The 22,276-nt window shown below is 74.2% G+C and carries 17 protein-coding genes and 2 pseudogenes; 8 read left to right on the top strand and 11 right to left on the bottom strand.

Annotation, left to right across the window (positions count from 1 at the left end):
* The first annotated feature begins 20 nt into the window (after positions 1-20).
* The 4 genes from fabV (at position 21) to ACZ60W_RS16835 (ending at position 4,843) form a co-directional block, all read left to right on the top strand.
* Positions 21-1,229 (top strand): enoyl-[acyl-carrier-protein] reductase FabV, encoded by a 1,209-nt coding sequence (gene fabV, locus ACZ60W_RS16850; protein WP_469756078.1) that lies wholly within the window; start codon positions 21-23, stop codon positions 1,227-1,229.
* Between the two features lie 342 nt (positions 1,230-1,571).
* Positions 1,572-3,578: an ATP-binding cassette domain-containing protein gene (locus ACZ60W_RS16845; RefSeq protein ID WP_469756077.1), complete on the top strand. Its 2,007-nt coding sequence runs from the start codon at positions 1,572-1,574 to the stop codon at positions 3,576-3,578.
* 204 nt (positions 3,579-3,782) lie between these two features.
* Positions 3,783-4,214 (top strand): nuclear transport factor 2 family protein, encoded by a 432-nt coding sequence (locus ACZ60W_RS16840; RefSeq protein WP_469756076.1) that lies wholly within the window; start codon positions 3,783-3,785, stop codon positions 4,212-4,214.
* Positions 4,215-4,315: 101 nt separating this feature from the next.
* Complete coding sequence (locus ACZ60W_RS16835) at positions 4,316-4,843, top strand: NUDIX hydrolase family protein (RefSeq protein WP_469756100.1); 528 nt, start codon at positions 4,316-4,318, stop codon at positions 4,841-4,843.
* A gap of 16 nt (positions 4,844-4,859) precedes the next feature.
* Here the strand turns inward: ACZ60W_RS16835 and ACZ60W_RS16830 are convergent, their stop codons facing one another.
* From ACZ60W_RS16830 to ACZ60W_RS16805, 6 genes are all read right to left on the bottom strand, one after another.
* Positions 4,860-5,465, bottom strand: a complete 606-nt coding sequence (locus tag ACZ60W_RS16830; protein ID WP_469756075.1) for a hypothetical protein — start codon at positions 5,463-5,465, stop codon at positions 4,860-4,862.
* Positions 5,462-7,120, bottom strand: a complete 1,659-nt coding sequence (locus tag ACZ60W_RS16825; protein WP_469756074.1) for a serine/threonine-protein kinase — start codon at positions 7,118-7,120, stop codon at positions 5,462-5,464. Before ACZ60W_RS16825 ends, ACZ60W_RS16830 begins: the two co-directional genes overlap by 4 nt.
* 166 nt (positions 7,121-7,286) lie before the next feature.
* Positions 7,287-8,486, bottom strand: coding sequence for a S8 family peptidase (locus ACZ60W_RS16820; protein WP_469756073.1), 1,200 nt, complete (start codon positions 8,484-8,486; stop codon positions 7,287-7,289).
* 257 nt (positions 8,487-8,743) lie between these two features.
* A complete protein-coding gene (locus ACZ60W_RS16815; RefSeq protein ID WP_469756099.1) occupies positions 8,744-10,219 on the bottom strand; it encodes a right-handed parallel beta-helix repeat-containing protein in 1,476 nt (491 codons plus the stop codon).
* Positions 10,220-10,345: 126 nt separating this feature from the next.
* The gene (locus ACZ60W_RS16810) at positions 10,346-11,833 is read right to left on the bottom strand and encodes an MFS transporter (RefSeq protein ID WP_469756072.1); all 1,488 of its coding nucleotides are present in this window, start codon (positions 11,831-11,833) and stop codon (positions 10,346-10,348) included.
* A gap of 2 nt (positions 11,834-11,835) precedes the next feature.
* The gene (locus ACZ60W_RS16805; protein ID WP_469756071.1) at positions 11,836-13,065 is read right to left on the bottom strand and encodes a M20 metallopeptidase family protein; all 1,230 of its coding nucleotides are present in this window, start codon (positions 13,063-13,065) and stop codon (positions 11,836-11,838) included.
* A gap of 58 nt (positions 13,066-13,123) precedes the next feature.
* Between ACZ60W_RS16805 and ACZ60W_RS16800 the strand changes: the two genes are divergently transcribed.
* Positions 13,124-14,233 (top strand): Lrp/AsnC family transcriptional regulator, encoded by a 1,110-nt coding sequence (locus tag ACZ60W_RS16800; protein WP_469756070.1) that lies wholly within the window; start codon positions 13,124-13,126, stop codon positions 14,231-14,233.
* Between the two features lie 466 nt (positions 14,234-14,699).
* On the opposite strand, the gene ACZ60W_RS16795 is transcribed toward ACZ60W_RS16800, so the two are convergent.
* From ACZ60W_RS16795 to ACZ60W_RS16780, 4 genes are all read right to left on the bottom strand, one after another.
* Positions 14,700-15,545, bottom strand: a complete 846-nt coding sequence (locus ACZ60W_RS16795; protein WP_469756069.1) for a maleylpyruvate isomerase N-terminal domain-containing protein — start codon at positions 15,543-15,545, stop codon at positions 14,700-14,702.
* 168 nt (positions 15,546-15,713) lie between these two features.
* Entirely contained in the window at positions 15,714-16,130 is a 417-nt protein-coding gene (locus ACZ60W_RS16790) for a VOC family protein (protein WP_469756068.1), read from the bottom strand.
* Between the two features lie 225 nt (positions 16,131-16,355).
* Positions 16,356-17,072, bottom strand: coding sequence for an esterase/lipase family protein (locus ACZ60W_RS16785; RefSeq protein ID WP_469756067.1), 717 nt, complete (start codon positions 17,070-17,072; stop codon positions 16,356-16,358).
* A 134-nt stretch (positions 17,073-17,206) separates the two neighbouring features.
* The gene (locus ACZ60W_RS16780) at positions 17,207-19,201 is read right to left on the bottom strand and encodes a SpoIIE family protein phosphatase (RefSeq protein WP_469756066.1); all 1,995 of its coding nucleotides are present in this window, start codon (positions 19,199-19,201) and stop codon (positions 17,207-17,209) included.
* A 292-nt stretch (positions 19,202-19,493) separates the two neighbouring features.
* Here ACZ60W_RS16780 and ACZ60W_RS16775 point away from each other — a divergent pair, with 292 nt between their 5' ends.
* The gene (locus tag ACZ60W_RS16775) at positions 19,494-20,312 is read left to right on the top strand and encodes a YqjF family protein (protein WP_469756065.1); all 819 of its coding nucleotides are present in this window, start codon (positions 19,494-19,496) and stop codon (positions 20,310-20,312) included.
* A 51-nt stretch (positions 20,313-20,363) separates the two neighbouring features.
* Positions 20,364-20,750: pseudogene (locus ACZ60W_RS16770) on the top strand (alpha/beta hydrolase fold domain-containing protein); the annotation flags it as partial.
* On the opposite strand, the gene ACZ60W_RS16765 reads toward ACZ60W_RS16770, so the two are convergent.
* Positions 20,642-21,514 carry a hypothetical protein gene (locus ACZ60W_RS16765; protein ID WP_469756064.1) on the bottom strand — a complete coding sequence of 291 codons (873 nt, stop codon included), beginning with the start codon at positions 21,512-21,514 and terminating at the stop codon, positions 20,642-20,644. The pseudogene ACZ60W_RS16770 and the gene ACZ60W_RS16765 sit on opposite strands and share 109 nt — an antisense overlap.
* Before the next feature lie 355 nt (positions 21,515-21,869).
* Here ACZ60W_RS16765 and ACZ60W_RS16760 point away from each other — a divergent pair.
* Positions 21,870-22,085, top strand: a pseudogene (locus tag ACZ60W_RS16760) (helix-turn-helix domain-containing protein); the annotation flags it as partial.
* Positions 22,086-22,276: the final 191 nt, after the last annotated feature.

Raw genomic sequence — 22,276 nt, 5'->3', positions numbered from 1 at the left:
AGACAGCTGGGGACCACACCATGAGTGAACGCGTCATCGCACCGAAGAGCCGGGGCTTCCTCTTCCTGGACTCGCACCCCGGCGGCTGCCGGAGGCTGGTGGACGAGATGTGGGAGGCGGTCCCCGGAAAGGCCGCCCCGGGCGGTGAGGGGCCGGTGGCGCTGGTCATCGGGTCGTCCGCCGGGTACGGGCTGGCCGCGACGATCGCCGGTCTCGCCCGGGTGGGCGTCCGGGGCATCGGGGTGTGCTTCGAGAAGGCGCCGGCGCGGCGCACCGGCACGGCCGGCTGGTACCGCACCGCCGCCACGGCCCGGCTGGCGCGGGAGCACGGGCGGGACATGGTCTTCGTCAACGGGGACGCGTTCGGCGACGCGGTGAAGGAGCGGGTGGCGGAGCTGCTGGCCGAACGGTTCGGTGGACGGCTCGACTTCCTGGTGTACTCGGTCGCCGCCCCGCGCCGTACCGACCCGGTGAGCGGGGAGGTGTACTCCTCCGTCCTCAGGCCGGTGGGGGCGCCGTACACGACCAAGACGCTGGTCTTCGACGCGGAGGGTGCGCCGGAGGTGAAGGAGGTGACCACCGCGCCGGCCGAGGGCGATGACATCGAGCAGACCGTGGCCGTGATGGGCGGCGCCGACTGGGAGCGGTGGATCACGTTCCTGGGCGACCGGAACCTGCTCGCCCAGGGCTTCACGACCGCGGCCCTGTCCTACATCGGCTCGCCGCTCACCGCCGCGATCTACCGGCAGGGCACGATCGGCGCGGCCAAGTCCCATCTGGAGGCCACCGCGCGCACGCTGGACGAGCGGCTCGCGAAGACCGTCGGGGGCCGGGCCGTGACGTCGGTCAACGCGGCCGCCGTCACCCAGTCCTCCACCGCCATCCCGGGCATCGCCCTGTACGTCGGGCTGCTGCGCGGCGTCCTCGGCGACGCGATGGTCGCCCCCGTCGGCCAGCTCGTGGACCTGTGGGACCGGCTCACCGGTGCCCGCCCCCTCGACGCGGACGACGAGGGCCGGGTGCGCCTCGACACCTGGGAGCTCGACCCCGGCGTGCAGGACGCGGTCGCCGGGCGCTGGGCGACCGCCGACGGCGACAGCATCGCCGGCCTCGCGGATCTGGACTGGTTCACCGACGAGGTCCGCCGTCTGTACGGGTTCTCCGTTCCCGGCGTCGACTACGCCGCGGCTGTCGAGACCGAGGTTCCCTGGCCCGGCGACGCCGTCTGACCCGCTCGGCCGGGTGTCGGCGTTTCGGTCATCGGCGGGTCCGGCGGCGGGGCGGGCGGGGCAAGGGTCGGTGTAGGCGGCACGAACGTGCTTTCGCCTGTTCACGGGGGCGCGGCGCGTCCGAAAGACGTGTGTTCGAGAGCGGCGGTGCCTCGTTGAACGGCACGACGTCTCGGACCACTCTCGAACGGAAGCCGCCATGTATCCCCTTCCTGTCTCCCCCGCCCTCTCTCCCGCCGTCCCCCGGGGCCGACGCCGGCCGGTCCCCGTGCAGCCGGCACGGCGGGCCCCGCGTCCCGTCCGTCGCCTCGGTTCAGCCCGCCCGGACGGGGGGTGGGAGGCATGACGGCCACGACGGGCGACCCCGGGCGGACCGCACCCGGCAAGAACTCCCCCTCGGCGTCGGAGCAGTTGCTGTTCGGCGGTGAGCTCACCTTCGACCAGGGGTGGAGCCGGCATCGCGGGACGTGGGCGCGGCTCGGCATGTGGAGCATGGCGGTGAGCTTTCCGCGGCAGGTCGGGGTCGCGGTGAGGCTGGCCGGGCAGGCCGACCGGCGCGCGCTGTACACGGTGGTGGTGAGCGAGGTCGGCCGGGGCGTGGCGCAGGCGTTCTCGCTGGTGGCGGTGAACGCGCTGCTGGCCGAGTTGCTGGCGGCGGGCGTCCTGGCCGACCGGCTGCGGGCCGCGCTCCCGTCGCTGGTCCTGGTGTCGGTGCTGGCGATCGTGTCCTCGCTGCTGAAGTCGGCGTCGACCGCGTCGACGGGCGTCCTGGAGCCCAAGGTCCAACGGGTCGCCACGGAGCGGTACCTGGGTCTGGTGGCCCGGGTGGAGATGGACGCGATCGAGGACGACGCCTTCCACAAGCTGATGGACTCGGCGCAGTGGGGCGCGGACGGGGCCCGGCGGATGGTGGGTTACTGCACGGCCGTCGTCGCGTCGGCGATCTCGCTGGTCGCGGCCGCGAGCGTGCTGACGGTCCTGCACGTGGCGTTGCTGCCGCTGCTGGTCGCGATGGCGCTGCCGAGCGCCTGGGGCTCGCTGACGATGGCCCGGGCGCGGTACGAGAGTTGGCACCGTTTCGTGCAGCACGCGCGTGCGGCGCAGCTGATCAGCCGGCTGTTGATCGACCAGCAGGCGGCGGGCGAGGTCAGGGTGCACGACGTGGGTCCGTTTCTCCTGGAGCACTTCCGGGGGATGGCGGAGACCAGCGAGCGGGAGCAGACCCGGCTGGCGTGGATCGGGGCGCGGACGGGGCTGTTCGCCGACGGGGCCCGCGGGGCGGCCACCGTGGCGGCCTACGGGGTGCTCGGTCTGCTGCTGTGGAACGGGCAGATGGCGCTGGCGGTGGGCGGCACGGCGGTGCTGGCGATCCGGGCGGGGTCGGCGAGCATCACGGATCTGGTGCTGCGGGTGACCGACATCCAGGAGGAGTCGCTCTTCGTCGCCGACCTGGAGCGGCTGTGCGTGGAGGCGGCGCGACGGGCGATCCCGGAGACGGGGGTGGACGTGCCGGAGGACTTCGACGCGATCCGCTTCGAGAAGGTGACGTTCACCTATCAGGGCGCCGAGGAGCCGTCCCTGCGGGAGGTGGACCTGGTGATCCCCCGAGGCAGGACTGTGGCGCTGGTGGGGGCGAACGGGTCCGGGAAGACGACGGTGTCGAAGCTGCTGTGCGGGCTGCACATGCCGAGCTCGGGCCGGGTGACGTGGGGCGGGGTCGACGCGGCCGAGGCCAGCCGGGCGCGCCTGTTCGGACGGGTGGCGATGGTGGCGCAGAACTTCCAGCGGTGGCCCTTCACGGCGCGGGTCAACATCGGGATCGGCCGGCCGGGGAGCGCGATCGACGACGACGCCGTGCACGCGGCGGCGGCCTACGCGGGCGCCGACGAGGTCGTGGCGAAACTGCCGCGCGGGCTGGACACCTTGCTGGCCCGCGGCTACCGGGGAGGCCAGGAGGTCTCCGGCGGGCAGTGGCAGAAGATCGGGCTGGCCCGGGCGCGGTTCCGGCACGGTCAGGTCCTGGTCGTCGACGAGCCGACCAGCGCCCTCGACCCGGTGGCCGAGCAGCGGGTGTTCGACCAGATCCACCGGCTCGCGGGCACCGGGCAGACGACCGTCCTGATCACCCACCGACTGCACAGCGTCCGTCACGCCGACCTGATCTACGTCCTGGAGGGCGGCAGGGTCGTCGAGCACGGCACGTTCGCCGAGCTGATGGACCCGGCCGTCGGCACCGGCGCGTTCCGTGAGGCGTACGACCTCCAGGCCCGCCAGTTCCTGCCCGCCGCGCTTCCCGGGCAGGGCGGGGCGCGTGACGGGGACGCGGCGGCGGAGGGGGCGACGGCGTAGCGGCCGGCCGGGGTGGGGCGGGGGCGGGCGCGCGAGGCGGCGCCCCTGTCCGACCGGGTGCGCGGAGCGTGACGGGGGCGAGGGAGGACGGAAGGACCGTTGTTCACCGAACTGCCGTTCTCGTCGGCCCTGTTCACGGACGATGCGGCACGGCAGCCCCGTACGCTGGTCTCGTCCGCGCCACCCACACCGAGGAGCCACCGCGTGACCACCGGCCGTCCCCCGCTTCCCCCGTTCACCGCCGAGACCGCGGCGCTCAAGGTCCGCGCCGCGGAGGACGCCTGGAACACCCGCGACCCGGAGAAGGTGGCCCTGGCGTACACGCCGGACTCGTGGTGGCGGAACAGGGACGAGTTCCTGACGGGCCGCGAGGAGATCCGGGCGTTCCTGCGCCGCAAGTGGGAGAAGGAGCACGACTACGCGCTGCGCAAGAACCTGTGGGCGTTCACGGAGGACAGGATCGCCGTGCGCTTCACGTACGAATGGCGCGACGGGGACGGCCAGTGGTGGCGCAGCCACGGCAACGAGCTGTGGGAGTTCGCGCCCGACGGGCTGATGCGGCGGCGCGAGGCGAGCATCAACGACCTGCGGATCGCCGAGGCGGACCGTACGATCTTCGGTCCGCGCGAGAACTGACGAGCGAACCCGAGACCTGCCGAACAAACCTCCACCCGGCTGGCAGACACACGACCTGGGCCGCACACGGGCCCGGAAAGTATGATCAAGCGATGTCCGACATGACTGAGACCACGCCCGGCTGGCTGACCACGGATGAACTGGACGCGGCCAGGGCCCGGATGCCGATCCTGTACGTCGAAGCGGTGCCCGTGCGGGTGGACGACAGCGGGGAGGTCACCAGCATCGGCCTGCTCCTGAGGATCGGTGCGGACGGCACGATCAGCCGCACCCTGGTGTCCGGCCGTGTCATGCACCACGAGCGGGTCCGCGACGCACTGCTGCGCCACCTGGAGAAAGACCTCGGTCCGGTGGCGCTGCCGCGCGTGCCGTCCTCCCTGCAGCCGTTCACCGTGGCCGAGTACTTCCCGACGGCGGGTGTGACGCAGTACCACGACCCGCGTCAGCACGCGGTGTCCCTGGCGTACGTCGTCCCCGTGACCGGTGACTGCCGCCCCCGGCAGGACGCGCTGGACCTGGTCTGGTTCAGCCCGCAGGAGGCGGCGTCGGCGGCGGTGCAGGGCGAGATGCCCGGCGGCCAGGGGATCCTGCTGAAGCAGGCCCTGGCCCACGTGGGACACGTCTACTGAGCCCTCTCCGCCAGGATCAGTCGCAGCTGTACGTGAAGGCCCCCTCGGCCGCGTGCGAGGCGGGCGAGGTGATGACGAGGCGCGCCACGGCCCGGTGGGAGCCGGGTCCGTGAAAGGTCCACAGGAGGTGGAGCCGCGCCTCCTCCTGGCCGCGGGCCAGCGTCTCGCGCAGGGGGCCCGATCGGGTGCCGTCGCTGCGCTCCCAGTGGTACGTGAGGGTGCCGGGTCGGCCGTCGGTGCGGACGACGCCGACGACGTTCGCCGTGCCGTCGCAGGCGAGCGCCGGGCCGGGGGCCGTGACGGCGACGGACCTCACCGCGACCTGGGGGCCGAACTCCCGCCAGGCGAGGAAGAGCAGGACGGCGACGAGGATCAGGGCGGCCGGGAGGTAGCGCAGCGGCCACCGGCGGCGGGGCGGCGGCGGCAGCGGGGCCCCGGGCAGCGTGCCGTGCCAGATCTGGGCCGCGGTCGGGGTGTTCTCGGCGCGGCGGGCGGCGACCGCGGTCACCCCGGGGCCGAAGCGGAGGACGTCGCCCTCGACGCGGTCGGGCTCGGCGTCCCGCTCCGGGCGTTCGAACCAGTGGCTGCCGAGTTCGGTGGCGCTGTAGTCGTCGTCGTTCATGTGATCACACACCGCCGGATGAAGATCTGCTGGAAGGAACCGCCGCTCGCGGCGGCCGGGTCCGTGGTCGCGCGGACGCCCCAGTAACAGCCGGCGCCGCGGAAACCGTGGGTGAGCGTGAGGGTGTACTCGGTGGCGCCCTCGCGCCGGATGCTCTGCGAGCCGTCCGGCGCGCCCGGCGACCCGTTCTCGTCGCCGGTGGACCAGGCGACGAGGAGGGTGATCGGGCCCGTGCCGTCGGTCGTGATCCGGACGGTGGCCTCGCCGGTGGTCGGACCGGTCTGGCGCAGGCTCGTGACCGAGACCGCCCGGACGGAGACGGGGCGCGTCGTCGGGGGCGTCGTGGTCGGGGCCGTGGTCGGCGGGGTGGTCGGCGGGGTCGTGGGCGGGGTGGTGGTCGTGGGCGGCGCGGTCGGCGGCGCGGCGGTCGTGGGTGTGGTGGTGGGGTCGTCCGTGGCGGATGCCTCGGGGGTGACGGTCGGGGTGGGCGTGGGGGTCCCGGAGGAGGCCGAGGGGGACGGGGACGTCGTGGTCGGTGCCGGGGTCGGGCCGGTGCTCGGGTCCGGCGGGGCCGTGCTCGGCCCGGTGTTCGTCGTGGCGGACGCCTGGGCGGCGGTCCGGTTCCCCTCCGCTCCCTCGCTCCCCGCCTGCGCGCCGACGGCGAAGAGGATCGCGAGGACGAGGGCGGCCGCCCCCGCGGGCACCCCTCGGGGGAGGCGGCGGCGCGGGGCCGGCGGCCGGGTGAGGGTCGTGGTGGCGAGGACGGTGGTGCCCTGGGCGGTTCCCCCGGAGGAGGGGAAGAGCAGCGGGAGGAGCGCGGCGAGGGCGGCGAGGCGGCCGCGTCCCCGTTCCTCCCAGTCGGGGCCGTAGGCGGCGGTGGCGACCGATTCGAGTTCGCTGACGAACGCGGCGGCGTTCTCCGGCCGCTCGTCGGGCGTCTTGGCGAGGCCGCGTCGGATGAGCGGGCGCAGGGGTTCCGGCGCCTGCTCGTCGGGGACGGGCGCCTCCAGGTGCTGGAGGGCGAGTTCGGCGAAGTTGTCCCCGGCGAACGGCTTGCGTCCGGTCAGGCACTCGAAGAACGTCGCGGTGGCGGCGTAGACGTCGGCGGCGGGTGCGGCGGGTGCGCCGTTCCACTGTTCGGGCGCCATGTAGGCGGGTGTGCCGGCGACGCCCGGCCTGCTGTCGCGGCCGGTGGCGATCCCGAAGTCGACCAGCTTGGAGGAGCCGTCGGCGGCGACGAGGACGTTCTCGGGCTTGTAGTCGCGGTGCACGACGCCGGCCCGGTGGGCGGCGGCGAGGCCGAGGAGGGAGCCCTTGAGGACGACGAGGGCGGCCTCGGGTCCGGTGGAGCCCTCCCGGGCGAGGAGGGCGCGCAGGGCGACGCCGTCCACGAGCTCCATGACGATGGCCGCGCCCTGGGGCGCCTCGACGTACTCGTAGAACCCCACGACGTACGGGGTGTCCAGGGCGCCGAGCAGCCGCGCCTCGGAGCGGAAGCCGTGCACGAACGCCTCGTCCGTGCGGAGCCGTTCACTCAGGTACTTCACGGCCACGGGCACCCCGGTGGCGTCGTGCCTGGCCAGCACGACGCGACCGCTGGCGCCCGCGCCCAGCTCCCGGGATTCCGTGTATCCCGGGACCGTCCATGTACTCATCCCCGTCCCCCTCGGCGCCGTGGCCGTCTTCTTCTTCAGGGACAGATTCTCGCCAGGGCCGGTTCCCGGCGACAGAGGGGGGTCCGGGGATCTCGTGCACGGGGGCCACGGGGAAGGCCCCCCACGGGGTGGGGGGCCTTCTGCGGTGCCTGGGGTGCGGGGGTGATCAGGGGGTGATCTTCAGGAGCTTGTTGGCGGTGCCGGAGGAGGGGTTCTTGATGGCGTCCGCCGTCGCCGCACCGGTCAGGGCCGTGGCGGTCTCGGCGGGGGTCGCCGACGGGTGGGCGGCCAGGTAGAGCGCGGCGGCGCCGACCACGTGGGGGGTGGCCATGGACGTGCCGGAGATGGTCTTCACGCCGGTGTCGCTGTCGTTCCAGTCCGAGGTGATGTCGGAGCCGGGGGCGTAGAGGTCGACCACGGCGCCGAAGTTGGAGAAGTCGGACTGCTCGTCGTCCTTGGTGCTGGACGCCACGGTGATGGCCTCGGGGACCCGGGAGGGCGAGCCCTGGCCGGCGTCGGAGGACTCGTTGCCGGCGGCGACGGCGAAGGTCACGCCGGAGGCGATGGCGCGCTTGACGGCGGCGTCGAGCGCCTCGTCGGCGCCGCCGCCGAGGCTCATGTTGGCGACGGAGGGACCGGAGTGGTGCTCGGTCACCCAGTCGATGCCCGCCACGACCTGCTCGGTGGTGCCGGACCCGTTGTCGTCGAGGACGCGGACGGCGACGATCTTCGCCTTCTTGGCGACGCCGTGGGCGGTGCCGGCGATGGTGCCGGCCACGTGGGTGCCGTGGCCGTTGCCGTCGTCGGCCGAGTCGTCCTTGTCCACGGCGTCGAAGCCGTGGGTCGCGCGGCCGCCGAAGTCCTGGTGGGTGATCCGGACGCCGGTGTCGATGACGTACGCGGTCACGCCCTCGCCGCCGGCGTCGGGGTAGGTGTACTTCTCGTCGCCGGCCGTCTCGGCCTGGTCGATCCGGTCCAGGCCCCAGGACGGGGGCTTCTCCTGGGTCTCGTTGATGCTGAACCGCTTGTTCTGCACGACCGTGCCGACGGCGGGGTCGGCGGCGAGGCGCTTGGCCTCCTGGACGGTGAGGCCGGACGCGGAGAAGCCGTTGACCTCGGAGCCGTAGGAGCGCTGGAGGGTCCCGCCGTACTTCTTGGCGAGGGCCTCCTTGTTCGCGGATGCGTCGAGGATGACGACGAAGCTTCCGTCCACGGCGCCGGGGGCGCCGAGTCCGTACACGGTCCCTTCGGCCGGGGCGGCCGCCCCGGCGATGTTGCCCGCGAGCAGGGCCACGGTGGCGGCACCTGCCACACCTGCGGCTATGGCTGCGTTGCGAAGACCGCGCGATCGCTTGTGAGTTGCCATGGAAGTGGTTCTCTCCTCGTGTTGACGTGTGGGGCGTCAAACGTTCGAGAGAACCCTGTGCGGATTGGCAGGAGCAAATCAAGACCGTACCGGGGGTCAGGGGTTATTCAACAAGGTTTCTTAAAACCTTCTCCGCATCGCCTCCACTTTCCTCACTTCTTCCCGCGAACTCCCGCCGGGAACGCACACGTTCGCGTCGGGCGGGAGCAGCGGGCCCGTCGAGGGCGCGTCACGAGGGACAGACCGGGCGAACGTGCTTACAGGCCGGGACCGTTGTAGGCGCCGCGGTGCGGCTTGGCGGTCCCGGACACCGGGTTCGCCCAGTAGTCGCGTCCTCCGTTGCCACTGACGACGGAGCCGTTGTTCAGGGCCGGGGAGGTGGCGCGCAGCCGGTAGCCGTCGGCCGACTGGAGGGTGTCGCCGCCGGTCCCGGGGTTCACGAAGTGCGGGTCGCCGACGATCCCGTTGGCCGTGGGCCGGGGAACGCCCTGGAAGACGTTCCAGAGCCAGGAGACGCCCACTGCGGTCGGGAGCCGGGAGTCGGCGGTCCCCACCCAGATGTTGTTCTCGACGACGCTCTCGTCGGGAAGCGTGATGCTGAGCTTCCTGTCGGTGCAGTAGAAGACGTTGTTGTACATGTGCAGGGCGGAGCGGCCGGCGCTGACGCTGCTCATGCGGCAGTCGTTCTCGGAGATGTTGTACCGGATGACCTGCCGGGCGGCGCCGATGGTGCCGCAGCCGTCGCAGTCGAGGAAGAAGCCGCCGATGTTGTCGCGGCTGAAGTTGTACTGGATCGTGCAGGTGCCGGTGTTGCCCCAGTCGCAGTCGAACGCCTGGCTGTCGGCCACGGACATCCGGGTGATGCCGTACACGGCGTTCTTCTGGATGGTCGGGTTGTGGTCGCCGAGCACCCAGATGCCGGCGAAGTTGCCGCCGGAGAAGGGGTACACGCCGTTGCCGACGCCGGAGGCGTTGTTGTACTGGATGAGCGGCGCGTCGGCGTAGCTGGCGATGATGCCGTCGCCGCCGACGTCCTTGACCACGTTGTCCTCGATGAGGACGCCGGTCCCCTTGACCGCCAGGGAGCCCACGCGGACCTTGATACCCCCGCCGCCGGTGTCGGAGATCCGGTTGTCGTGGACGTGGACGTCGTTGAGGGTCGAGCCGGCGCCGGTGGCGCCCGTGACGATGCCGGCGGACTGGACGAAGTCCTCGGTGGTCGGGCCGTTCTTGTTCGTCTGGCCGGCGACGCGGTCCACGACGAGGCCGCCGATGTCGTAGCCGCGGTGCGCCGTGCCGTCGGTGGCCGAGATCCGCAGTCCGGTGCGGCGGGCGAGCGTGGCGGCGGGGTTGGTCAGCCGGAGGCCGGTGATGCGCCAGTGGTCCTGGTCGGTCAGGGTGACGGCGCTCGCGGCGCCGCCGCCGTCGATCACCGGCAGGGCGCCGGTGCCGTAGGCGGTGAGGGTGATCGGGGCGGCGGCGGTTCCGCTGCCCCGTGGGGCGAGGGAGCCGGTGCAGGTGGTCCCGGCGGCGAAGGCGAGCGTGTCACCGGGTCCGTAGGTCCGGCCGTTGGCCTGGGCGATGCTGTTGAAGGGCGTCGCCTGGCCGCCGTCGCCGGCGGCCGGGCGCGAGCAGTCGACGTGGGTGGTGGCCCCCGCCGCGGAGGCGGGGGCCTCGGCGACGGCGACGGCCCCTCCGAGCGCGAGGACGACGGCGAGGAGCCCTCGGCTCATCGACTGCCGTAGGGGCATGGGTCTGGTGGTCACGGTGCGGCACCTTTCTGACGGTCCGGTGCCGCCAGAAGCTAGGTGCGACCGATGATCGAGTCAATGCAATCCTGTCGATTGATCGAGTTTCGATCAGCGACTGGCCGATTGGTCGAATTCGTCCACCACCTCGCCCGTCGCGGGGCCCGTCGTCGCCGCGGACGCCCCCTCCTGACGGTGGGCCAGCGCGCTCAGTACGGCGGCCAGCGCGGCGCAGGCCGCGGCGACGAGCCAGACGGCCCGGTAGCCGTTCTCCGCCGGCTCCCCTCCCCCGGAGGACGTGAACGCCCCCAGCAGCGAGGCGAAGACGCCGCCGGCGACCGCGCCACCGAGGGTCTTGACGTTGTTGTAGAGCGCGGCGGCGACACCCGTGCGGGACCGCTCGGTCGCCTCCACGATGACGGTGGGCATGGCGCCCAGGGCCAGGCCGATGCCGAGCCCGAGGAAGAAGGAGCCGGCCGCCATGTGCCACACGACGTCGTGCAGCAGGGCGTACTGGAGGAACGCCGCGGTCACCAGGGCGAACGCCGCCACCAGGGTGGGCCGGTAGCCGATCCGCCGGGCCACGGCCGCGGTGGCGAAGGAGCCGAGGACGGCGGCGACGTACCCGGGCAGCGAGACCAGGGAGATCGCCAGGGCGGTCATCCCGAAGCCGTACCCGGCCGTCGCGGGCTCGGCGGCGAAGAAGGTGGCGTTGGGGGCCTGGCTGCCGAAGTAGAAGATGCCGAAGAGGAAGGCCCCCAGATAGAAGGGCGCGGCCTCGCGGCCGGCCAGGGCCCGCAGGTCCACCAGGGGTTCCCCGGCACGGAGTTCGACCACGACCCAGGCGGCCAGCAGGGCCGCGCCGAGGAGCAGCGGTCCCAGGACCGGAAGGCTGCCCCAGGCGCCGTCCTCCGCCGCGCCGACACCGCTGAGCAGGGCGAGGACGGCGGCGCCGAGCAGGGCCACGCCGGGCCAGTCGACCCGGCCGCCCGCCCGGTGGGCGGACTCGGGGACCGCCACGAAGGAGACGGGCACGCAGATCAGGGCGAGGACGGCGGGCACCAGCAGGACCGGCCGCAGCTCCCCCACGGCGGAGTGGAGCGCCCCCATGACCACGCCGCCCGCGAGGGAGCCCAGGGCGAGGGAGCCGACGAGCAGCGCGATGGCCCGCCGGGCCCCCGCGACCGGCAGCCGGTCGCGTACGAGGGCGATCTCCAGCGGCAGCAGCGCGGCGACCGGCCCCTGGAGCAGCCGCCCCAGGAGGAGCAGGGCGTAGCTGTCGGCGAGGGCGACGATCAGGGTGCCCGCGGCGATGAGCCCGAGGGCGATCCTGAGCATGCGCCGGTGTCCGTGGAGGTCGCCGAGGCGCCCGAAGAGCGGGACGCACACGGCGGCGGCGAGGAGCTGCACGGAGACGATCCAGTTGGTGGCGACGGCGTCGACGCCGAGGTGCGCGGCGAGATCGGGCAGGAGCGGCGCCATGCCGGTCTGGATGACACCGCTGGTGATCTCGAAGAACACGAGGAGGCCGACGACGGCACCGACGGCGGGCACGGGCGGGCGCCCCGCTCCGGCCTCCGGTCCGGTGGGGTGGGACATGGTCACTCCTGGGGGACGAGGGGGGCCGCGGCGGCGGACGTGGTGCGGGTGAGGCGGCGGAGGGCGAGGCCGGCGAGCAGGGCGGCGGCGTGGGGCAGGGCCGCGTCGTCGTAGACGGCCTGCGGCGAGTGGTTCATCGGGGCCGTCGCGGGGTCGGTGCCGGCCGGGCAGGCGCCGAGTCCGACGAACGCCCCCGGCACCTCGCGCAGGACGAAGGAGAAGTCCTCGGAGCCGGCCATCGGGGTGGGCGCGGCGAAGACCCTGTCCTCGCCCAGCACCTCGCGTGCGGTGGCCAGCGCGAAGGCGGCCTCCCCGTCGTGGTTGACGGTCGGCGGGTACTGGTGGACGTAGTCGATCTCCGCGTGTACTCCGTGGGCGGCGGCGACGCCGTGCACGGTCCGTTCGAACGCCGTGCGGACGGTGGCGCGGGAGGCGTCGGAGAAGGTCCGGACCGTGGCGGAGAAGCGCCCGGACTCGGGGATGACGTTGGCGGCGGTGCCCGCTTCGAGGCGGCCGACCGTGACGACGGCCGGGTCGAAGATGTCGATCTCGCGGGTGACCAGGGTCTGCAAGGCTGTGACCATCGCGCACAGGGCGGGCACCGGGTCGGTGGCGGCGTGCGGCGAGGAGCCGTGGCCGCCCTCGCCGCGCACGGTGACGTGCACGGTGTCGGAGGCGGCGAGCATGGGTCCTGGCCGGGTGGCGGCGAAGCCGGTCGGGGCGCCGCGGGAGACGACGTGCAGCGCGTACGCGGCGACGACCCGTTCTCCGGCGGCGTCGAGCACCCCTTCGTCGATCATGATCCGCGCGCCGCCCTGGCCCTCCTCGCCCGGCTGGAACATCAGGACGACGTCCCCCGCGAGCTCGTCGCGGCGGGCCGCGAGGAGGTGCGCGGCGCCGACGAGTCCGGCGGTGTGCAGGTCGTGGCCGCAGGCGTGCATCCGGCCGTCGAGGACCGAGGCGTACGGGACGCCGGTGTCCTCCTGGACGGGCAGGGCGTCCATGTCGCCCCTCAGGAGGACGGCGGGGCCGGGGCGGCCGCCGCGCAGGACCGCGGTGACCGAGCTGAGGGCCTCGCCCCGGGTGATCTCCAGGCCCAGGCCGTCGAGGGCGGCGATCACCTTCGCCTGGGTGAGCGGGAGGTCCAGGCCGAGCTCCGGTTCCCGGTGCAGTGCGTGGCGCAGGGCGGTCAGGACGGGGGCCAGACGGTGGGCATCGTGCAGCAGAGACATGTGTGTATGGTGGCGACCCGCATCAATGACAGAGATCATCCGCAGGAAACCACCGCTCATGAGCCTTCCACTGCTGGAATCCGCCGCGCCGCCAGGTGTCCTCGACGAGCTCGACCACCTGCTGATCACGGCGCTCCAGACCTCGCCGCGCGCCCGCTGGGAGCGGATCGGCGCGGCGGTCGGCGCCGACGCCTCGACGGTGGCGCGTCGCTGGAGGCGTCTGACCGAGGCCGGTCACGCCTGGATGAGCTGTCACCCCTCCGGCATCGGTCCGACACCGCCGACGGTCGCCGTGATCGAGGTGGACTGCGAAGCGGGGACGCTGCACGAGGTGGCCGCCGCCATCGTGGACGACCCGCACCTGATCACGATCGACCACGTCACGGGCGCGCGGGACCTGGTCCTCACCGCCGCGTTCCCGGACCACGCGGCGCTGGGCCGCTATGTGGGGCTGCGTCTGGAAGCGCTGCCCGGGGTCGCGGCGACCCGGTCGCAGATCGCGTCGACCGTGCACGCCGTGGGCAGTCGCTGGCGTCTGGACCGGCTCGCGCCGGGCGGCCGGGAGAACCTCTCGCGGGATCCGGCGGGCGGCGGGCGGCTCGGCCGCGGCCTGCCCTCGGCCGACGCGCTCGACCACCGGTTGCTCGCCCTGCTCGCACAGGACTGCCGCCGGCCCGTGGCCGCCCTGGCGAAGAGCGCCGGCGCGAGCGCCAGTACGGTCCGGCGGCGGCTGGACCGCTTCCACCGCGAGAACGCCCTCGTCTACCGGTGCGAGGTCGCCCGGTACCTCTCCGGCTGGCCGGTCGCCGTCACGCTGTGGGGCGTCGCGCCGCCCGACGCGACGGCCCGGATCACCGCGCAGCTCATCGCCCAGCGCGAGACGCGCCTCTGCGCCTCCCTCTCGGGTCCCCACAACCTGCTGCTGACGGTCTGGCTGCGGTCGGTGGAGGACATGGCCGCCTTCGAGACGCGGCTGTACGCCCGGTTCCCCGAACTCACCGTCACCGACCGGGCGGTGACCCTGTGGCCGCTGAAGCTGGCCGGTCAGATCCTCGACCCGCGCGGGCGCCGCATCCGGGGCGTCCCCGTGGACTTCTGGCACGACCCGGCGGCGGAGCGTTCCGAGGCGGACCTCGTCCGCCGTCTCGCCACCCCCGGGAGCTCCTGACCCGGGCGGTCCGGCGACGGGGCCCGGGGACGCTCAGCTCTCGTCCCGGCCGACCGTCGCGGCGAGTCGGGCGAGGAGACCGGCGAGCCGGGCCTGATCGTCGTCGCCCGCCCCCGCGAGGAGTCGGCGCTGGTCGACCAGGTGGACCGCAACTCTCGTGGTTCCTCTGCCGCACGGTCACCCCCCTGCTCCTCGGCCTCCTCCTCGACACGGGCTCCGGCACCTCTGGACCGTCCTCGCCCTGACGATGTGCTCCGGAGCCGCCGTACTCCTCTCCGTGGAACGGTCGTCGCCGGCGCGCGTGGTGGGCCCGCACGGCACGGCCGTCGGCACCGGGGAGCCGCGGCCGACCGCGCGCGGCGGGGGCGACGGGCCCGGCGGACGAGCACCCGCCCCCGAGTGCGCGCGGGCGGCGTCCTGAGCACGCACGCCGTCACCGCGGCCGTCAGCGGCCCCGGCGCACCCCTCAGGGGCTCGCGATCAACTGCGGCAGCCGGGCGGCGAGCCACGGGCGGCGGCCGCCGGCACGCAGGTGGCCGAAAACGACGGCCTTCCACACCGGGGTGCGGCGGAAGGCCACGAGGAGAAAGGTGACGGGGGCGACGGTGAGGCGGCAGTCGTAGGAGCGGGGCGGGGCGTCACGGGTGACGGTCATCGCGCCGTCCTCGACGACGACGGCGAGGCGGGGGCCGCCGTACGTGACGACGAGGTCGAGGGCGAGGGTCGTGCCCGCCGCCTTCTCGGTGTCGCAGGCGAGGGACATCATCGTCGGCATCGTCTGGCCGAGGACGAGGATCGCCTCGACGGGGCGGACGGTCCAGGGGAGTCCGGCGCCACGCGCGATGTCGAGGCCGTGGACGAGGCTCTCGCCGAGCAGGAGCCCGGTCAGGGCCGCGAGGGTCAGCCGCTGCCGGAACCAGGGGACGGTGACGAGGGTGTCCGGGGCCAGAGGGGCGGTGTCCCGGAGGAACGCGGCGCCGTGCTCGGCGACGAGGTCGCCCAGGCGGGCGCGCTCGTCGTCTCCGAAGAGGCCGATGGCCGTCGCGTTCATGGCCGTGACCCGCTCGTCGAGGCGGCCGTCACCCGGGGGCAGGATGCCGTCCCAGTCCGTGGAGTCGTCGCCGCGGGCGAGGGCGCCGTACGCGAGGAAGGCGGAGGCGAGATGGGCTCCGACGTCGCCCACGGTCCAGACGGGGACCCCGGAGGCGGCGTCCCGGTCCGGCACGGCCCGCAGCAGGCTCACGAGCCGGGGCAGGACATCGGCCAGGGCGGCGCGGGTCTTGAGGTGCTCGACGTCCGGATCGAAACGCATGGCCGTACCCATATCCACTCCCCCATGTCACGGACAGGGGCCGCAGATTACCGTCGAGTAGCTTGCGTGCGACAGCCCTTTGGCGGCCCCGGGGCGCCCGGCACCGGCGTCGCCCGCCCCGCCCGCCGACGGCCGGCAGCGGGGTGGGCGGGTGCGGGAGGGGGTGCGTCAGCCCTTGGCCTGGACGATGTTGACCATCCAGGTGATGCCGAACCCGTCGGTGCACATGCCGAACACGTCGCCCCACATCTGCTTCTCCAGCGGGACGGCGACCGTGCCGTGGCCCGACAGCTTGTCCCAGTAGCCGCGCAGTTCGTCGGCGTCGTCGCCGCTGACGCTCACCGAGATGTTGGTCCCCGGGTCGAAGCTCATGCCCGGCGGGACGTCCGCGGCCATGAGCGTGAAGCCGTTTTCGGTCTCCAGCATGCCGTGCATGATCTTCTCGGCGGCGTCGCCGGCCTGCTCGCCGCCGACGTCGCCGTAGGTGTTCACCTCCAGCGTGCCGCCGAAGACGCCGTGGTAGAAGTCGAGCGCCTGGCGGGCGTCTCCGTCGAAGTTGATGTACGGGTTGAGGCGGGAAGGCATGGGTTCTCCCTCGGTGACGGGGCGTCGGTCCCGGGGAGAGTAGGTGACGGGCGGGGGCGGGGCGGCGCGACTCCCCGGATCTCCCCCGAAAGTCGCCCCGTTGCCCCCGGCGACCGCCCCCGCACGACCCGGGCGCGACGGACGGGCCCGGGGAGCGACGGCCGGGCGGCCCGGGGAGCGACGGCCTGGCCCGGGGCGGATCGGCGCGCGCCCCAGGCCGTCTCCTCAGGAGCGCAGGAAGGCGCGCACCCCCGCGGAGACCCCGTCGTCACTCAGGAGCGCGTTGTGGTCGAGGCAGCCGGCGGCGTTGTTGGCGGCGCCGGTGAGGAGCACGCTGCTGTCGGGGTTGATGACCTCGTCGCAGTTCGACCACCAGGTGGCGTAGCGGACGGCGCCGGGGGTCTCGTCGGAGGACGCGAGGCCCCTCTGTACGAAGGAGCCGGGGGTCATGTCGCGGCACGCCTGGTCCCACAGGGCGCAGGCCCAGGCCGTGCTCGTGCCGTGGTTGGGCCCGGCGAGGGAGACCCAGTGGGAGACGGAGGACCGGCCCGCGGGGTCGAACGTGACGTACCAGCGGGTGACGAGGCTGCCGAAGGAGTGGGCGACGAGGTCGACCTGGCTCGCGCCGGTCCGGCGCTTCACCTCGTCGACGTAGACGGCGAGTTCGCCGGACAGGACCTCGTTGACGGAGCGGTGGGTGTCGTATCCGAACGAGAACAGCTCGGCGTCCGTGTACCCGTCGGCCGCGAAGTCGGCGCGCAGGCCGCCCCAGACGCCCGGGTCGGCGTTGTAGCCGTGGACGAAGACGACGGGGGTACGGGCGCCGGCGCGCGCGGGCCCCTCGGCGTGCACCGTGGCCGTGGGTCCGAGCAGGGACGCGACGGCGGCGAGCAGCGGGACGGCGGTCCGGACGCGACGCCGCCGGACGGGCTTCTTCGGCACTCTTCCCCCTACGACGTGTGACGCGTGGGCAGTCGGAAGCATGGTGGGGTCTGCGGCCCGGGATGACCAGACCCCTGCGCCGGAATCGGCGGGATGTCCGTGCGCTCCGAGCCCTACGGGGTCGGCTCCGAGCCCTACGGGGTCGGCTCCGGGCCCGCGCGGAAGGCGAGCATCGCCGTGTCGTCGCGGTGGTCCGAGAGGTCGTCGAGGAGCAGGAGGAGTTCGGGGAGGGGCTGGTCGCGGTGGCGGGCGGCGGCCTCGGCGAGACGCCGGAGGCCCTGGTCGAGAGGCGCGGTACGGCGCTCGACGAGGCCGTCGGTGTAGTGCAGGACGGTGTCACCGGGGTGCAGGGTGTGCTGGTGGGTGACGCGGCGGGCGCGCGGGCCGACGCAGAGGGGCGGGTCCTCGCCGGCGCCGGTGAGGAGGCGGGGCGGTCCGTGGGCGGGCACCAGCAGCGGGGGCGGATGACCGGCGTTGGCCCAGCTCATCCGCCAGGTACCGGCGGGACCGCGGCGCAGACGGGTGTGGACGGCGGTGGCGAACGGGGCGACGCCCAGCCCCTCGGCGACGTCGTCGAGCAGGGACAGCACGGTGGCGGGCGTGCGGTCGGGGCCTCCGTGCCAGGCGAGGGCCCGGAGCATGCTGCGCAGCTGGCCCATGGCGGTGGCGGCGGCGAGGTCGTGGCCGGCGACGTCGCCGATGTCGAGGACCAGGGTGCCGTCGGGGTGGAGCAGCGCGTCGTACCAGTCGCCGCCGATCTCGTGGGACGAGCTGGCGGGCTCGTACCAGGCGGCGAGGGTGGCTCCGGGGACGCGGGGCGGCCGCGTGAGGTGGGCCCGCTGGAGGGCGAGGGCGGTGCGGCGCGCCTGCTGGAGGTCGACGGCCCGCCGGATCGGCCGCTGGGCGTGGTGCAGGACCTCGCGCAGGAGGTCGACGTCGGAGGGGGCCGGGACCGGGGTGTCTCCGTTGGTGCTGGTGGCCGCGTACCCCAGGACGATGTCGTCGACGACGAGCGGCACGAGGGTGAGGCTGGTGGCGCCCGACGCGAGCAGCCACCGCTCGGTCACCGCGGGGACCAGTCCAGGGGGCACCGGACCGCCGGCGGGGATGCGGAACGTGCGCGGCTCCCGGCGCTCCAGGACCTCGCGCACCGTCTCCGTGACGAGGGCCCGCTGTCCCAGCAGCGCGGGCGGGGCGGGCAGTCCCGCGCGGGTGGCGGAGGCCACGCGGCGGGCCGTGACGGTGGCGTTGTCGGGCAGCGGCCACTCCTCGTGGGACAGCAGGAGGATCAGGCACCCGTCGGCCAGCTCGGGCACCACGACCTTCACCACGGCTTCGAACGCCTCGTCGAGACCGACGCCCGACACCTCCGCCACCTGGGCCAGCAGGCTCTCCCTGAGGTGCGTCCCCCAGGTGTCCTCGACGTCGGCGGTCGCGGCGATCCACTCGGTGACGCGGCCCTCGTCGAGGACGGGGACGCAGCGGGTGGACAGGTGGCGGTACGAGCCGTCGGCGGCCCGGACGCGGAAGGTGCTCTGGAAGACGGAGGGGCCGCCGGGGCCGGTGGCGGCCCGCCAGGCGTCGTTGAGACGCTCCCGGTCGCGCGGGTGGATGAAGGCGTACCAGCCCTCGTCGGCGCGGCCGATCCACGGGGCTCCGGTGAGGTCCCGCCAGCCGGGGACGACCTCTTCCATGGAGCCGTCGTCGTTCACCACCCACACCATCTGTGAGACGGCCGTGACGAGGGCCTCGTAGCGCTGGAGCGCCCGGCTCTCCGGCGTGGTGTCCATCGCCACCACGAGGATCCCGTCTCCCTCGCGGGTGGTGACGGGGCTGCAGGAGTAGACGAAACGGGCGGCCTGGTGGACGGCGCCGGGGTCGACCTCGCGGGCGCCGCTGACCTGGCGCGCGCGTCCGGTCGCGCGGACGTCGGCGAGCACGGACAGGAACCGGCCCGCGTCCGGGTCCGGGAAGGCGTCCCGGGCCGGCAGGCCCAGCCGCCGTCGGCCGAACAGCCGCGTGAAGGCCGTGTTGGTGTAGATCAGTCGGTGCTCGGGCCCGGCCAGCAGGGCGACGGCGGCGATCGTCGCGTCGAACAGCCTCGGATCGAGTGCCCGGGCCGGGCTCACCGCCCGTCCGCCGCACGGGGGACCGCCCGGCCGCCGGCCCCGGTCCTGCCCCCGGCCGAGGCCCGCGCCACCCGCCCTCGCCTGTCTCTCACCGCACCAGCGCCACGCATTGCTCCATCCTCGCTGGTCAACCGGCTCGTCCCGGTGCGCCACGCGGGCTCCGCGCGGGCCGGGCCGGTCGCAGGCCGTCGGAGCCGGCATCAGGCCGGGGCGACGCGAGGTGCCGCCGGACCCACGGCGGCGTTCCCAGCGGAACACCGCCCGTCAGGCGCTGGTCCTGGATACTGCTGCGATGTCGCAGACACCGTCCCCCGTCGAGCCCGAACCCCTCTCGGCCGACCCGCCGCTCCGCGCGGGCCGCACGCTGCTCACCCAGTCCTGGCTCGACCTGGCCTTCCTGCACTGGCCGGTGGAGCCCGCGGTCGTGGCCCCGCTGCTGCCGCCCGGAACGGTGCCCGACACGTACGACGGGATGACGTACGTGGGGCTGATCGCGTTCCGCATGCACCGGGTCGGCTGGCTGCGGCTGCCGGGGATCCCGTACCTCGGCACCTTCCCCGAGACCAACGTCCGGCTGTACTCCGTGGACGGCCACGGACGCCGCGGCGTGGTCTTCCGGTCGCTCGACGCGTCCCGGCTGCTTCCCGTGGCCGTCGGCCGGTGGGCGTTCGGGCTGCCCTACGTGTGGTCGCGGATGAGCATCCGCAAGGAGGGCTCGACGGTGACGTACTCCGGGCGGCGGAGGTGGCCCGGACCTCGCGGCGCGCACAGCGCGATGACGGTGGAGGTCGGCGAGCCGATCGAGGAACCCACGGCGCTGGAGCACTTCCTGACGGCCCGGTGGGGCATGCACAGCTCCTTCCGGGGAAGGCCGCTCTACCTTCCGAACGCGCACCCCCGCTGGCCGCTGCGGCGGGCCCGGCTGCTCTCCCTCGACGAGAACCTCCTCGCCGCGGGCGGCCTCACCGCGCCGCTCGGCGAGCCCGTGAGCGTCCTCTGGTCGCCGGGGGTCGCGGTGCGTTTCGGCGGCCCCCTCCGCCGGACGACCGGCCCGGGGCCCGGCGACGGTCGGCGGACGCACGGGCACGGACGCGCGACGGCCGGCGGGTGAAGTGACCGCCCGGGGCCGTGAGGTTGGTCGTCGGACGACGCCTACGCGGCGCTGGGCTGGACGGTCGAGCACGCCGCGGAGTTCGGCGTCGACCCGGCGCGGGTCGCGGTCGGCGGACACAGCGCAGGTGCGGGGCTCGCGGCCGCTCTGGCCCTGCGGTCGCGCGCCGAGCAGCGGCCGCCGATCCACTTCCAGCTGCTCGACCAGCCGGGCCTCGGCGACCGCCAGGAGACCTGGCCGCAGCGGACCTTCACCGGCACGCCGTCGTTCGACCGCGACAAGGCCACCGCCCCGTGGCGCCACCACCTGGGCGGACGAGCCGCCACGGCCTACGCGGCTCCCGCCCGGGCCACGGACCTCTCCGAACTCCCGCCGACGTACATCGCGACCGCGGAGCTCTGCCCGAACCGCGACGAGGACAACGCATACGCCCTGGGCCTCCTGCGGGCGGGCGTCTCGGTCGAACTGCACCAGTGGCCGGGCAGGTTCCACGGCTCCCAGGCCATCCTCTCGGCCGACGTGCCCCAGCGGCAGAACGCCGAACTCGGCGCCGTCCTGCGGCGCGCCCTCTCCTCGTGACCCACGCGCTCCGACACGTCCGGGAGGGAAAGCGGGCGGGGCGGCGCCGGCCGTGCACGACGCGGGCGGCGGCCGGTCCGGCGGGGCATGGGCGCGGTGCCGGCCGCCAGGATGACGCCCACCCCGGCGACCAGCGCCGCCTTCGCCGGGCGGGCGGGGCAGACGAGGGCGCCGACGCGGTCGAGCGGGAGCCGGGACCGCGCGGCCAGGACGCGGACGGGCAGGTCGGCGGCGAAGCCCAGGAGGCGCAGCGCCCGGGCACGGGCGGCCTCGTCGCAGTTCGCGCTGACGGCGAGTCCGACGAGGGCCGGATCGGCCATGGTCGTCCGAGCGGGGCCGTACCGCTCGACGACCGCCGCGGCAGCCAGGGCGCGGCGGTCGAGGAGGACCTCGTCGAACGGTCCGGACAGGCCCGGCCGTTCCAGCCAGACCGTACCGATCTCCTCGTCGTCGAGGGTGATCGGCGCCGTGGACGGCGCGGCCTCCGGAGGGGCGGACGTCTCCCTGCCGTCCGGGGACACGCGGATCGACCGGCCGGTGCCGTGGAGCGTGACGCCGGCCACGCACTCGCCGAGGCCGGCCGAGGCCCGGGCCAGGGCCGGCAGGTCCACGCGCCGGCGCATCAGGGTGTCGTAGAACGCGACGACGCGGATGGCGCCTTGGCTGTGCGCGTCCCGTTGCGACAGCCGTTCGACCAGTGCCTCCCTGTCAGGAGAAGAGGGTCCCCACGGGGCCGGGGGACGCGCCGCCGGGCGCGCGATGGGGGCGTGCGGCGCGACGGTCGTCGGGTGGGGCGACGCGCCTCGGTCCTCTCGGTTCCCGGGGGCGCCCGGGGGCACGGCGTGGTTGCGGGGCGGTGCCGTGGCGTGAGGGGGAGTTCGGGAGTCGGGGCGGTGCCGGTGCCAGAACCCGCGAGCCCGGCCTGATCGGCAGCACGCCCCCTAGTGCCCTGGGTCAAGGGTTCGTCGCTGGTTGGGTATGAGTCGTCCGGGTCCGAAGATTCCGGCGTGGTCGGTCAGTGATGCCCAGCGGGCGGTGCTGGAGGGCTGGGTGCGTCGCCGGACAACGGCCCAGGCCCTGGCACAGCGGTCGCGGATCGTGCTGGAGTGCGCCGAGGGCCACTCGATCATGGAGGTGTCCCGCCGGCTGCGGATTACTCCGGACACGGTCCGCACCTGGCGGCGGCGTCTCCTTGACCGCGGTGTGGACGGCTTATGTGACGACCCACGGCCCGGCGTCCCGCGGAGGATCACCGACACTGACGTTGGGCCCTCGGACGCGACATCCGAGCCTGGCTCGCCGACTGGGACGAGCACCCCAGACCGTTCGTCTGGACGAAGACCGTCGACGAAATCCGCGACAAGGTCGTCGCCTACTGCCACCGA

The organism is Streptomyces sp. NPDC104202 (assembly GCF_055584185.1).
Note: the sequence above shows the minus strand (reverse complement) of the source record. Positions and strands in the feature narration are given on the sequence as shown.